We start from the raw sequence: 13,414 nt of genomic DNA, 5'->3' as shown, positions 1-13,414 counted from the left end.
AAACTAAACCCGCGGCGGCCACGCGAGGCCGAAGTCTTCATGGTCCAGGGTCAGGTTGGGGTTGTAGGCGTAATCCACCTTGAGCTCTGGCCACCTTGCGAGCATGTAATCAATCTCACGCTTGAAGCGCTTTTTCTTGCGGCGCGTGTCTTCCGCACCGCGAGTCGCTGACTCGTGGTGGTACAGCTCCGCGAAAGGCGTAAACACATTCACATAACCCGCTTCGCGCAGACGCAGGCAGAAGTCGACATCGTTGAAAGCGACTTTAAGGTTAACCTCGTCCAGCCCTTTGACCTGCTCGAACACTGATTTCCTGATGACCATGCACGCGGCGGTCACTGCGGACATTTCCTGAATCAGCGATGCGCGACAGAAGTAGCCGTACTCGCCTCTGGGCAAGCATTTATGTGAGTGTCCAGCGACCCCGCCAATCCCGACTATGACGCCACCATGCTGAAGTCGATCATCTGGATACCAGAGTCGGGCCCCTACGGCTCCCACGCCAGGTAACAGCGCAAGCGAGACCATTTCCTCCAGCCATTGAGGACTGATGACCTCTATATCGTTGTTGATCAAACCCACTAATTCGCCACGCGCCTGGCTCACCGCGAGATTATTCAGCGCCGAATAATTGAAAGGTCGCTCATCGCGTATCACCAGTACACCAGCCTCGCCTTCGAGCTCGGCGAAATAGCGAAGCGATTCTTCGTCGTCAGAGCCGTTATCCACGAGAATGATTTCGTAGTTTTCATAGGTTGTCAGTTGCCGGATGCTCTCGATGCATTGTTTGACCAGTACATGCGCATTACGCGTCGGAATGATCAGGCTCACCAATGGCGAAACATCGGGCAGCCGATGACGAACCCGATACATGCCCATAGGCAGTAATTCCGCATGAGCTGACATGGATTGACGTTGCAGATGCTCGTTCAGCGCCTTGAGGCCAGCCTCTGCCGCATAGGGTTTTTGATCGCCTCCTTGTGCCGTGCTGCCCTCGTGGATGCGCCAGTGATAGAGCACTCTCGGGATGTGAAAGATCTGATCGGGCTTGAGTTGTTCGGCACAGCGCATGGCCAGGTCATAATCCTGCGCACCTTCGAACCCCAGGCGAAAACCTCCGACACGCTCAACAACATCGCGCCGGTAAACACCCAAGTGGCAAATCATGTTCTGCGAGCGAAACAAAAAAGCGTTCCAGTCGGGCTTGAAATAAGCGCTGCTGCGTTTGCCCAGCAGGTCAATCTTGTCTTCGTCCGAATAGATCAGCCCGACTTCGGGATTCTCCACGACCGCGCGCGCAACCCAATACAAGGCGTGTTCTGCGATCAGATCGTCGTTGTCCATCAGCGCCAGATAATCCCCCCTGGCGAGTTCTATCGCCGAATTACTCGCTGCGCATATGTGACCATTGTGTTCGCGAAAAACCACTTTGATTTGAGGATCATCGTTTTGGAGCTGCTCCAGATATTGCCGGACATCCAGATCAGTAGACGCATCATCGGCAATGCACAGTTCCCAATGGGGATAAAGCTGATATCGCACGCTATCGACCGCCGCCCGGAGTAGATCCAGAGGCGGATCGAACACCGGCATGATGATGGAAATCAGCGGTTGTTTTTCCCAGGTGCGGATATGTTCGGTTATCTCCCAGCGCGACTGCACGCTCAACGTGTCATAGCGCTCGATCCATGCCGCATAGTCGTGGCGGCTGGGTACTTCGGGAGCCAACAGGTCTTCGTTCTGACCATGATCGGTGCCGCTGAACCAGCGTACCCGGTCGACGAGCCCCTTTACGCCGTGCTGCCTGAGAACGCGAATAACCCTGGCCATGGTTTCCGTGAGTCCGCCGCCACGCTGGACCATTGAGGGGACCAACGTCGAGATACGCTTGACGCGCCGGATGGCACTTAGCGATTTACGCACGGGCGCGGAGAGCCTGCGACTGTATGACGACTCCAGCGCAATAACATGCAGGTTCAAATGATGGATGTGGGTGTCTTTGTCGATTTGCTGGCTGCGCAACTCTTGTTTTAGTCGCTCTATCTGTACGCCTCGTTCGTTAGCAACGTGGCTCTGATCACTCAAAAGGCGCTCGATGGTCTCAATCGTTTCATGCTCGGTCTCGATGACGCTTTCGGCCAGCGAGTGAGTGACTCTGTCCAGCTCTCCCATTTGCCGCGTCAGTATCTGGCGATGATCAACCAGCAATCGCTCAACCATGCCGATCGTATCCTTCTCGGACTCGATCACACTTTCAGCAAGGCCATGAGTGACCCTGTCCAGATTTCCCACACTGCGGCTCAGCGCCTGAATTTGCTCAGCCAGCGGTGCAAGCGAACTCTGGAACGCCTGCTGATACTGGCTGACGCTATTAAGCTCAACGCTGACCAGCCTCGCCATGACCTCGTCGGTGTAAAGCACCAGGTCAAGGTGCAGGCTGAGATGCTCAACCCCATCAATGAAAGACAGGTCAACCGGTAACTCCAGATAAGGATCGTCATCCAGACTCAAGAAAAAGACAGGCGTACCGGACTTGTCGACCCTCATCAACCCGGAGGTAGCGATCAGACTCTGGACATCACGGTCCCACGCCCAGACTTCGTTGCCCCCCCTGAGCAGGCGCACATTATCCAGTGCGAACGAGACCTTCTGGTCGACCGGGTCGAGCCTTAATCGCTGGGGACGGGCTGGCATCGAGGCAAAAGAAAAACACAACTGTTGATGGCCGGGAATCAATTCGTGAGTGATGCACGCATACTCCTTGAATTCGCCATCGCCGTTGCTGTAGTAAAGCTTGGCTTGCAAAGGCACTGCAGCAGGCACCACCTTCTGATTGATTGGCTCATCGGGTTTCCAATCGAGGAACTCACTGGCCGAACGCCCGGTGACCAGGCCCTGAAACAACGCCTCAAGCGCAACGTAGCGATTGATATCCTCCTCGGTAATGACCAGACCTGCCGAGTCAATCGCTTCTAACATGAACTGCTTGCGGGTGGGCGGCATGATGCTGGGGTGAAAGGGCTGGGTGCTGGTGATGAGCGGGAGGAGTCCACGCACCAGCAAGTAGCCCAGTTCCACACCTCCCGATAAATCCCATTCGACATCAATGAACAGCGGAGTACCGTCGGATTTGACCAAGATGTTCTGCGGCACAGCATCGACAAAAATACCTGGCAACTGCTCATCGATACGCTTGAGCTCAAGGCTGCACTCGTGGACTGAAAGCAGGGCTCGCAGGTGCTCCAGATACTCCCGGATAAACACCCCAAAATCCTGGGTCATCCAGTCCGGCGTGGTCGCAATATTGACGAAACGCTGGCTTAGAGGAGCGCCACAGACGTAGGAGTCGACGTCTGTGAGGATATGTTGAAAATGACTTTCGGGTTGATTCCCCGGGCCTTTAAACAGCCGCTCATGCTGAACTTCAATACCTGTCGGGGTTTTGATAAACCGTGACGACTTACAGAACACCGGGATACGACCAGTGTTGTAGTGATACGCCAGAATATTCGCCACCACACAGGTTTCAGCAGCACATGACGCGGCGACCAGAAACGAGTTTGCCAGCTCAGCACCGAGACCATTGGAGATCACCACAGGCCAGGTACGCTCAAGATTGAACGTAGTTTCCTTCGGTAATTGCAGGTCTCTTTTGGCGCTTTGCCAGGCCAGGGCTGCCGCATCGAATGAGTCCGTATTGAACCCCCGCTCAGTGATGATCGAGTGGGGCAATTTGTAATCCGGAGCCGGGTACAGGAACTCTGACTGCTGAAAACCTGCCGCCTTGATAAGGGCGTCCAGTTCTTTTCGACCGAACGTTTGTGGTTTTCCTTTGGTGTAACGCCCCTCGATCCCATACATAGGTAATCCGATATGGTCTTCGGGGGCCCCGGCGAAATACTTCAGCCCCAACTGATTTTCAATGGCGATGAACAGCTTGCCGTCGGGCAATAACAGCTGACGCGCACGCTTGAGCATCCGAAGTGCTGCGTCCTTGTCCTGGCTAAAGACACCGGCATATTCCAGCACGCCTATAAGCGTCACGACGTTGAAACGCTCGTCGGTATCAAACTCTTCAAAACGTTCGGCGACCACTACGACATTATCCAGGTCCCGCGTACGGCTCGCCGTTATATGAGCTCGGCGCACACTGCCTTCCAGGCTCAGGACGGAACCACCGCACTCCCCCAGATAACGGCTGATGGCACCACAACCAGCGCCGACCTCCAGCGTCCGCCCGCAAAGGTAGCCCTCGAACGGGCGCAGGATATTGGCCCTGGCACTGTCCAGATGATAAATCGACGCCCAACCAACGCTTTGATTAGTCAACTCCCTGGACAGGACTGACAAATCTTCAGCCTCTCGGATAATCCGCGCTATCCGCTCTTCGCTTTCATCACCATCGCTGTAAGAAAGCCCCTGATAATCGTCGCGCACCCATATGCCGGTCTCGGAGTTAAAGCGGTATCCCTTCTCTTGTAGCTTGATCATGTTCAGGCACCTGATCGATATCCATAGTGACGGCCAGATCTATAAGGCCAAGCGCTTGCGGGGTTGATGGCACGACGAAATGAATGGAGTCGTAACGACGATCATGGGGAACGACGTCCTCACCTTCCCTAGAGGCAACACCGATGGAGATGAAGTAGTCACCACTGGCAAGTCGGTTGGTGAACTGCAGGCAGGCAATGGCATCGGAGTCGGCTGCGCCGAGTCGTTGAGTCGCGGCACAGGAGAGCAACAAGGAGTTGGTGCCGTAAACGGTCACTCCTTCTTTGGTTTTTATCGTGAAGCCAAGGATCGGGTTGATGACCATTCGGTGGAAGCGGATGGCCAGATGCAGAACCACTTCAGCACCGGGTTCGATGACGGCAGGAAAGCAGCGACCATCGGCGACAAGGTGAAAGTCCAGCACGCTGGCAGCGCCATTGCCCCATCGATACTCATGAGCGTTGAACCCGGCACGACTGGCGTAAGCGCCTTGATCGAATAGTAACTGCGGTGTTGTACCCGCCCGGGAAGTATCAAGGCTGGCTACAGCCGATAGTTTCTCTGACCGCGCCTGCATGCGTTCGGCAGGCGTGTCCCGACCAAAAAGAATATCCAGATAACGGTTGATCACCGGCCTCGCGGGCCCGAGCATCTCGACCCTCCCTTGCTCCAGTAGAACGGCACGGTCGCAGTGAGTGACCACCTGTTCGCTGGCATGAGTCACCAGCAGGATACTGGTGCCATTGTTTTTCAACTGCCGCAACCGCTCGAAGCATTTGGCCTGGAATCGTGCGTCGCCTACTGAAAGCGCTTCGTCCACGACCAGAATGTCGGGATCTACCTGAGCCTGTACCGCGAACGCAAGACGAACCACCATGCCACTGGAATACGCCTTGACCGGCTGATCGATGAACTCACCAATATCCGCAAAGCTGGCAATGGCATCAAAACGTTGATCGACCTCGTCACGATCCAGACCAAGCACCGCAGCATTCAGATAGACATTTTCCCGCCCGGTGAACTCCGGATTGAAGCCGGAGCCCAACTCAAGCAGCGCCGCGACCCGACCATGGGTCTGTATAACCCCAGCCGAAGGCGTCAAAGTCCCACAGATAATCTGCAGCAACGTGGACTTGCCTGAGCCATTGCGCCCAACGATGCCCACGGTTTCACCGCGGCGAACGTCAAAATCAATGTTGCGCAGTGCCCAGAATTCTCTGCCATAGGACGTTACAGGGGATCCGAGTTTGCGTTGCAGGCGGGGGATGATGGAGTGCTTGAGCCGGTCAAAAGGTTTTTCGTAGGTATGAAAGCATTTGGAAATGTCACGTACGCTGATGACATTTTCTTCAGATGACATCGGCAAACCCCTTGCGGGTTTTCTGAAAAAACCAGAACCCGGCTGAGGCAATCGCCAACGCGATCAACATGGCTGTCGCCAGACTGTCCCATTGCGGGAATTTTCCGAGCAGTAATACATTGCGACTTTCCTCAATGATGTACGTCAGCGGATTGAGTTTCAGCCAGGGCTGATAGGCTGCTGGCAATGCCGCCACGGGATACAGTACCGGTGATAAAAACAGTAATACGGTGGTGAGCACCACAATCACCTGTCCCACATCGCGCAGATAAACACCCAGGGCGGACAGGCCCCAACTGACGCCTGATGTCGCGATCACCAAAGGCAGTAATATCAACGGAAAAAACAGGGCACTGACTTGCAACTGCTGAGTCAATAAAAACTGAGCAGCCAATAAGACCACCAGGCTGACAAGGGTATGAAACAGGGCGGACCCCAATGTGACTACGGTCAGGATTTCCAGCGGAAAAACGACTTTCTTGACATAGTTGCTGTTTGAAATGATGAGGGCGGGCGAACGGTTGGCACACTCGGAAAACAGGCCATGCACAATCATCCCTACGAAGAGAAGAATTGCAAAACCACCTTTTCCGGTCTCTTGACCGACCCAACGCGCTTGAAAGATTTCCGAGAAAACAAACGTGTAAACAGCAAGCATCAGGACGGGGTTAAAGAAAGACCAGGCCAGGCCCATTATCGAGCCTCGATAACGGCCAATGACTTCTCGTTTGGTCATGACAGCGATAAGTTGACGATACTGCCATAGGCTGCGAATAAGACTCAGGGGGTCGGCCCCAGGCGTTAGATGGGGGGTCACGTTAATAGGAAGCTCCTTATTGAAATGATGCGTGAAGCCACGCCTGTCAGATTTCGTTAATCACACTGGCAAACAGCAAGCCAAGATTACCGAGCACCGTCTGGCGATAGACTCCGGAGCGGCGCAGGCCAAGTAGCCGACCGAGGAAATGCTGACCACGCAGCGCTTTGAATTTTTCCAGAATGAGTCGATTTTCGTGCGTAAGGCGATGCTGGATCGTTTCCAGACCTGCAATATTGGCCGCATTCCAGTGCCGGAAACGGCCTTGAAACAACATGCGTATCCGAACCACTCGGGCTGACCAGCCGGAGTTCGAACCGACCAGATTGGCGCCGTGCTGCCGGTAATGAACATAAGGTGTGGCATCGTAGAAAACGTTGCCACCCACACCGGTGATCAACAAATACGCCCACCAGTCATGGGAGACGATGTCCAGATGTTGCCCGGCTTCTTCCAGGAGTAAACGCGCGGCATGATTCAACACCATGGTATTACCGCCGCCGATGTTCTGAACCAATGCGTTGGCGAACGAAGGTGGACGCCGAAACAACGGCGAATAACCCAATGCGTCCCCGCGCTGATCAACTAACTCCGTGCGACCGAAATACAACGCAGGGACCTCCTCGGGAACACTGTTCAACCACGTCAGCGCAGCCTGTAACTTATGCACATCCCATACATCATCCTGATCGCACCAGGCGTAATAACTTGCGGACAGGTTTTTATTACAGATGGTTGAAATAAAGTTACGGGCAAAGCCTCGCTCAGGCCCGCGCCACAGGCTGACTTTATCTTCACCCCACAGGTACCGGTAGCGGTTTATAATATTGACCGTTGCGTCCTCTGACCCGTCATCTGAAACAGCAACGTGCCAGTCGTGACAGGTTTGATCTTTGATCGACTGCAACTGTTTTTCTAAAAACGACTGCCCATTATAAGTACACATCAGTATCAAGACTGAAACACTAATAGGCCAGGGTTCAACAACGGCGTGATCGCGATGGGTTATTGACGCCAACGCTACCGCCGCGCAAGTTTCAGACGCACCTATTTTATTCAGGGAACACTCAGAACTTTCATCTACACGCGAACGGCCATGAATACAGCACGAGGTTCCGGTCAAATGATCGTTGATCATTGTCGGATTACCTAGGTAAAGGAGAGTGCCTAATTGTGTAAACCAGTGTGGCAGTCAAAAGAGATTTAAGTCTGCCGGGGCGATGAATGGTCGTTTGTTTCACAGGCCTTTGAAATCATGAATAAAACCGAGAGCACGAAATATGCAATTTCCTACAGGTGTTACAAACTTGAAACAAAAACTGTATCCGTTAGTTAACTTCACCCTGCTGTGAAAATGTCTTTCGTTCGAAAATCGGCTGTTCGATAGCCGCGCAATGTTGTCGGCTTTGCCACATAATCGTCGGGTTTCTTACACTGCAAGGTCTATCTCCACATGCAAAAAATTCTTTCATGCTTCTTTGGCGCCGTCCTCTTCATCTCTCCTGCGGCCTTCGTCAGCGCCGCGACACCCGCCAAACCCGTCTCCCTGATCGTTCTCAGCTCCGGTGGCATCATGGGCGCGCTCAATGCAATCAGCGGCGACTATGAGCAGCGTACCGGCGTGCGCCTGGTGGCCGAGGCTGCACCGTCGATGGGCGCCACACCGCAAGCGATCCCCAATCGGCTGGCCCGCAATGAACCTGCCGATGTGGTCCTGATGGTAAGTTCGGCGCTGGATAAGCTCATCAAAAATGGTCAGATAGACCCCAAGAGTCGCGTCGATCTGGGTAAATCCTACATTGCCATGGCTGTGCAGCACGGCGCGCCCAAACCCGATATCAGCACCATGGAAGCGTTCAAAAAGACCTTGCTTGATGCTACGTCCGTCGCCTATTCAGACAGCGCCAGCGGCGTTTACCTGTCGCGGGTGCTGTTCAATCAGATGCATATAGGGGATCTGATGCAGAGCAAAAGCCGCATGATCCCTGCGACGCCGGTCGGTGAGGTTGTAGCCCGTGGCGAAGCACAGATCGGTTTTCAGCAACTGAGCGAGCTCAAGCCGGTTGAAGGGATCGACATCATCGGTTTGATTCCAGATCAGGCCCAGCAAATGACGCTTTATTCCGGCGCCGTATCTTCGCGCAGCACGCATCCAGAGCAAGCCCGGCAACTGCTGGAGTATCTGGGTTCAGTGGCCGCAGCCGATGCGATCAAAAAAAGCGGCCTGGATCCGGTGGCCAAATAGCCGCTCATGATCCATGTCACCGCCCAGCCCGCGGCTAACATTGACCTGTAAAAGCTGCCGAAGGCTGCGATCGCGGTGTGTCAGGATAAAAGCTTCGCAGCCTTCGGCAGCTCCTACAGGATGTATTCCAGCTTCACACAGCCAATTCAATCAGCTCAGCCCTTACGCCTTGCTCATCAATGTGCAGCAAGGCAACCGAAATCGGCAATTTGAAACGCCGTGGCCCGGCGCTGCCCGGGTTGATGAAAAGTACGCCGTCGCGTTGCTCGATCAGCGGTTTATGGGAGTGACCCACGACGACGACCTGAACATCATCGGGCAGTGGTTGCGGTACATCAGCCAGAATGTGGGTCACGTAAATGCCTACGCCCTCCACATGCAGTACCTCTGAATAGGGCACATCGCTGGCCCAGGTGGCGTCCTCGTCATTGTTGCCACGCACAGCGGTCAGCGGCGCGAGCTCACGCAAGGTATCGAGGATAGCGGGCTTGCCGATATCACCCGCATGAATCAGGTGCTCGCAGCCCTGGAGCGCGTCCAGGGCTTGAGGGCGCAACAGGCCATGGGTGTCGGATATCAGGCCTATTTTCATGATGATGGCTCCAGGTTGATAAACATGCCCGCGACAGGATCAATGCGAGTTGCTCGCTAAATCGAAGCGCCTGCATCGCGAGCAAGCTCGGCTCCCACAGGGGAAGCGCGTTTCGTCTGTGAAATTATGTTGGGGATTGAATGGCCAATGCGCCGAGAGACGCGTGGCGAAAGACGGTCCTCTGCCCTTCTGCGAGCCACTCATCGACAACGTCCTGACATTCCTCAAACCCGTCCGAAAGGCTTATTGACAAAGCCAAAGCAGACTGCAAATATCGCCAAAAGTTGTACGACGACAGATAACAAAAATAACAATAATCAGGGAAGCACACGTATGACGAACCTCGTTCGAACCCCGCAATGTCCGCGCTTTAGCAACCAGCACACCTCGTGTCCTGTAAGAGCTTGTATTCGCGCTCCCGATCAAGCCCGGGATAAATCCTCTTTTCATCGAATTCGCTAACGGTTTTTCCGTTTCGAAGTAAAGGCTCGTCCGCATTGCGGTTCAGGTCTTAAGCCCCGGCATGGGGGCGCCTTGCATTCTTCCATCGTACAGGCCGATCAACGGCCGCTGGAGGACTGCTTTGTCAAAAAAATGGGAGCACAACAATAATGACATCTCAAAAGAAACGTTCGCTGGTCCTTCTAGGGCTGGGCACGATGGGCCTGACTTTCTCGTTAATGGGCATGGCCGAAGGTTTCGTAGACGACAGCAAAGCCACACTGACTTTCCGTAACGCCTACTTCAACCGTAACTTCACCAACCCGTCCTACCCCAACAGCGCAGCCCCGCAGGGCAAGGCCGAGGAGTGGACGCAGAGTTTCATTCTGGATGCCAAATCCGGTTACACCCAAGGCGTGGTCGGGTTCGGGGTTGATGTATTGGGCATGTATTCGGTGAAGCTTGATGGCGGCAAGGGCACTGGCGGCACACAACTGCTGCCCATCCATAGCGATGGTCGCCCGGCGGATGATTTTGGACGCTTGGGCGTCGCTGCCAAGGCCAAGGTTTCCAATACTGAATTGAAGATCGGCGAGTGGATGCCAGTGCTGCCGATCCTGCGTTCGGACGACGGCCGCTCGCTGCCGCAGACGTTCCGTGGCGGCCAGATCACGTCGAAAGAATTGGCCGGTCTGACCCTGTATGGCGGTCAGTTCCGCGGTAACAGCCCACGTAACGACGCGAGCATGGAAGACATGTCGCTCAACGGTCGGGGCGCTTTCCAGTCTGATCGCTTCAACTTTGGCGGTGGTGAATACGCCTTCAATGAAAAGCGCACCCAGATCGGGTTGTGGTACGCCCAACTGGAAGACATCTACAACCAGAAATTCATCAACGTCCTGCACAGCCAACCGATTGGCGACGTAACGCTCGGCGCCAACCTGGGTTACTTCTGGGGTGAAGAAGACGGCAACAAACTGGCTGGCGATCTGGATAACAAAACCGCCTACGCTTTGCTCTCAGCCAAATACAAAGGCAACACGCTGTATGTCGGCCTGCAGAAAGTCAGTGGCGATGACGGCTGGTTCCGTGTCAACGGCACCAGCGGCGGCACCCTGGCGAACGATAGCTACAACGCCAGTTATGACAACGCCAAGGAGAAATCCTGGCAGTTGCGTCACGACCTGGACTTCGCAATCCTCGGCGTGCCGGGCCTGACACTGATGAACCGCTACATCAGCGGTGACAATGTGCACACTGGCGCTATCACCGACGGCAAGGAATGGGGCCGTGAATCGGAGCTGGCGTACACCGTCCAGAGTGGCACGTTCAAGAGCCTGAACTTCCGGTGGCGCAACTCCTCCATTCGTCGCGACTTCAGCACCAACGAGTTCGACGAAAACCGGATCTTCATCAGCTACCCGCTTTCGTTGCTTTAATGCCTGAATGAAGGCCCTGTAGGACCGGCTTTAGCCGGGAGGCTTTTTCTAGAGGTGAATGGAAAAATACTCTCGCGGCTAAAGCCGCTCCTACGAAAAGCCCACGCCGAACCCAGCAGACAATTTCGACCTAAGTCGCGTTGACAAAGCCATACACGACTGCAAATAATCACCGGAAGTCATACGACAACAGATGACAACTAATAAGAATTGCAAGGGACTCTCATGACAACGACTCATACCGCCCAAAATCCCTTCAATCGTCTGCTACTGACAGGCGCGGCAGGCGGTTTGGGCAAAGTTCTTCGGCAAAGCCTGCGTCCTTACGCCAAGGTCCTGCGCCTCTCAGACATCAGCGAAATGGCTCCCGCCATTGATGCCAGCGAAGAAGTGCAACTGTGCGATCTCTCTGACAAACAAGCCGTTCACCAACTGGTTGAAGGTGTAGACGCAATTCTGCACTTTGGTGGCGTTTCGGTAGAGCGTCCGTTCGAAGAAATCCTCGGTGCGAATATCAGCGGTGTCTTCCATATCTATGAGGCCGCCCGTCGTCATGGCGTGAAGCGTATTATTTTCGCCAGCTCCAACCACGTCATCGGCTTCTACAAGCAGGATGAAACCATTGATGCGCTCTCCCCGCGCCGTCCGGACAGCTATTACGGCCTGTCCAAATCCTACGGCGAGGACATGGCCAGCTTCTATTTTGATCGTTACGGCATCGAAACCGTGAGCATCCGTATCGGCTCATCATTCCCCGAACCACAAAACCGTCGAATGATGAGCACCTGGCTAAGCTTCGACGATTTGACGCAACTGATCGAGCGCTCGCTGTATGCGCCGAATGTCGGCCACACCATCGTTTACGGCGCTTCCGCCAACCGCGATGTCTGGTGGGACAACCGTTACGCAGCACACCTTGGCTACCACCCGAAGGACAGCTCGGAGCAGTTTCGCGACAAGGTCGAAGCGCAACCGATGCCAGCCGCAGACGACCCGGCCATGGTTTATCAAGGCGGCGCATTCGTCGCATCAGGTCCTTTTGGCGACAACTGAACAGCGATAAAAACAATAAAGAGGACAGCCCGACATGGATGCTGAATTGATTCTCGACGCACAGAACGCAACGGGTGAAAGCCCGGTGTGGAGCGCCAAGGAACAGGCCCTTTATTGGGTCGATATTCCAGCGGGCAAACTGCACCGCTGGGATCCGGCCGATGACAGCAGCCAAAGCTGGAAAGCGCCGCAAATGCTCGCCTGTATCGCTCGTGCCGAGAACGGTGACTGGATCGCTGGCATGGAAGACGGTCTGTATCGCCTCACCGAACAGGCCGACGGCACCCTGAGCAGCTTCGCTCTCGCCAGTGTTGAGCATGCGCTGCCTGGCATGCGCTTCAACGATGGACGCTGTGACCGTCAAGGTCGTTTCTGGGCGGGCACGATGTTGATGGACATGGGCGCGGGCGCACCTGTCGGCGCGATGTATCGTTACGGCGGCGGACAGAGCGAACCACTCACGGCGCAACTCAGCGATTTCATCGTGCCCAACGGCCTGGCGTTCAGCCCGGACGGCAAGATCATGTACTTGTCAGACTCCCACCCAAGCGTGCAAAAAATCTGGGCATTCGATTACGACACGGACAGCGGCACGCCTCATAACCGTCGTTTGTTTGTCGACATGAACAACTATCTGGGCCGCCCTGACGGAGCAGCCGTAGATGCCGATGGCTGTTACTGGATCTGCGGCAACGATGCCGGGCAGATCCATCGTTTCACGCCAGCCGGGAAGCTTGATCAATCACTCAACGTCCCCGTGAAGAAACCCACTATGTGCGCTTTTGGTGGGCCGAACATGGACACGCTTTATGTAACCTCGATTCGCCCCGGTGGCGATATCAGCGACCAGCCACTGGCCGGTGGCGTCTTTGCCCTGCGACCCGGAGTCAAAGGCCTGGAGGAGCCTGCGTTCAAGGGTTGACGATTCATCCAACAAATCCACCAGCACCACAAAAACAACAAAACTGGAGTTATC

At 54.9% G+C, this 13,414-nt stretch carries 9 protein-coding genes; 4 read left to right on the top strand and 5 right to left on the bottom strand.

Features of this window, described 5'->3' with window-relative positions; translation table 11 throughout:
• Window positions 1–3: 3 nt before the first annotated feature.
• From ACYASS_RS23485 to ACYASS_RS23470, 4 genes are read right to left on the bottom strand one after another with little or no spacing between them, the layout of a single operon-like run.
• Window positions 4–4,491, bottom strand: a complete 4,488-nt coding sequence (locus ACYASS_RS23485; RefSeq protein WP_463587896.1) for a glycosyltransferase — start codon at window positions 4,489–4,491, stop codon at window positions 4–6.
• Window positions 4,457–5,851 carry an ABC transporter ATP-binding protein gene (locus ACYASS_RS23480; RefSeq protein ID WP_463587895.1) on the bottom strand — a complete coding sequence of 465 codons (1,395 nt, stop codon included), beginning with the start codon at window positions 5,849–5,851 and terminating at the stop codon, window positions 4,457–4,459. The genes ACYASS_RS23485 and ACYASS_RS23480 overlap by 35 nt, the downstream gene beginning before the upstream one ends.
• Window positions 5,841–6,668, bottom strand: a complete 828-nt coding sequence (locus tag ACYASS_RS23475; RefSeq protein ID WP_463587894.1) for an ABC transporter permease — start codon at window positions 6,666–6,668, stop codon at window positions 5,841–5,843. The genes ACYASS_RS23480 and ACYASS_RS23475 overlap by 11 nt, the downstream gene beginning before the upstream one ends.
• Window positions 6,669–6,714: 46 nt before the next feature.
• On the bottom strand, window positions 6,715–7,806 hold the full coding sequence (locus ACYASS_RS23470) for a glycosyltransferase family 2 protein (protein ID WP_463587893.1): 1,092 nt from the start codon (window positions 7,804–7,806) through the stop codon (window positions 6,715–6,717).
• A 315-nt stretch (window positions 7,807–8,121) separates the two neighbouring features.
• Between ACYASS_RS23470 and ACYASS_RS23465 the strand changes: the two genes are divergently transcribed.
• Complete coding sequence (locus tag ACYASS_RS23465; protein ID WP_243247132.1) at window positions 8,122–8,913, top strand: substrate-binding domain-containing protein; 792 nt, start codon at window positions 8,122–8,124, stop codon at window positions 8,911–8,913.
• Between the two features lie 133 nt (window positions 8,914–9,046).
• Here ACYASS_RS23465 and ACYASS_RS23460 read toward each other — a convergent pair whose 3' ends face one another.
• Entirely contained in the window at window positions 9,047–9,505 is a 459-nt protein-coding gene (locus ACYASS_RS23460; protein ID WP_463587892.1) for a metallophosphoesterase family protein, read from the bottom strand.
• A gap of 611 nt (window positions 9,506–10,116) precedes the next feature.
• On the opposite strand from ACYASS_RS23460, the gene ACYASS_RS23455 reads away from it, so the two are divergent.
• The 3 genes from ACYASS_RS23455 to ACYASS_RS23445 all read left to right on the top strand — a co-directional run bounded on the left by ACYASS_RS23455 (window position 10,117) and on the right by ACYASS_RS23445 (window position 13,360).
• Window positions 10,117–11,385: an OprD family porin gene (locus ACYASS_RS23455; RefSeq protein ID WP_463587891.1), complete on the top strand. Its 1,269-nt coding sequence runs from the start codon at window positions 10,117–10,119 to the stop codon at window positions 11,383–11,385.
• Window positions 11,386–11,610: 225 nt separating this feature from the next.
• Window positions 11,611–12,438, top strand: coding sequence for an NAD-dependent epimerase/dehydratase family protein (locus ACYASS_RS23450; RefSeq protein ID WP_463587890.1), 828 nt, complete (start codon window positions 11,611–11,613; stop codon window positions 12,436–12,438).
• Window positions 12,439–12,472: 34 nt separating this feature from the next.
• Window positions 12,473–13,360 carry a glucurono-1,5-lactonase gene (locus ACYASS_RS23445; protein WP_463587889.1) on the top strand — a complete coding sequence of 296 codons (888 nt, stop codon included), beginning with the start codon at window positions 12,473–12,475 and terminating at the stop codon, window positions 13,358–13,360.
• Window positions 13,361–13,414: the final 54 nt, after the last annotated feature.

The sequence above is a fragment of the Pseudomonas sp. HP_14 genome, from assembly GCF_055283875.1.
Note: the sequence above shows the minus strand (reverse complement) of the source record. Positions and strands in the feature narration are given on the sequence as shown.

Bases quoted from the DNA above. Each gene is read 5' to 3' on its own strand.
- ACYASS_RS23480 (WP_463587895.1), bottom strand. From the start codon at position 5,851: ATGTCATCTGAAGAAAATGTCATCAGCGTACGTGACATTTCCAAATGC.
- ACYASS_RS23450 (WP_463587890.1), top strand. From the start codon at position 11,611: ATGACAACGACTCATACCGCCCAAAATCCCTTCAATCGTCTGCTACTG.
- ACYASS_RS23485 (WP_463587896.1), bottom strand. From the start codon at position 4,491: ATGATCAAGCTACAAGAGAAGGGATACCGCTTTAACTCCGAGACCGGC.
- ACYASS_RS23460 (WP_463587892.1), bottom strand. From the start codon at position 9,505: ATGAAAATAGGCCTGATATCCGACACCCATGGCCTGTTGCGCCCTCAA.
- ACYASS_RS23470 (WP_463587893.1), bottom strand. From the start codon at position 7,806: ATGATCAACGATCATTTGACCGGAACCTCGTGCTGTATTCATGGCCGT.
- ACYASS_RS23465 (WP_243247132.1), top strand. From the start codon at position 8,122: ATGCAAAAAATTCTTTCATGCTTCTTTGGCGCCGTCCTCTTCATCTCT.
- ACYASS_RS23445 (WP_463587889.1), top strand. From the start codon at position 12,473: ATGGATGCTGAATTGATTCTCGACGCACAGAACGCAACGGGTGAAAGC.
- ACYASS_RS23455 (WP_463587891.1), top strand. From the start codon at position 10,117: ATGACATCTCAAAAGAAACGTTCGCTGGTCCTTCTAGGGCTGGGCACG.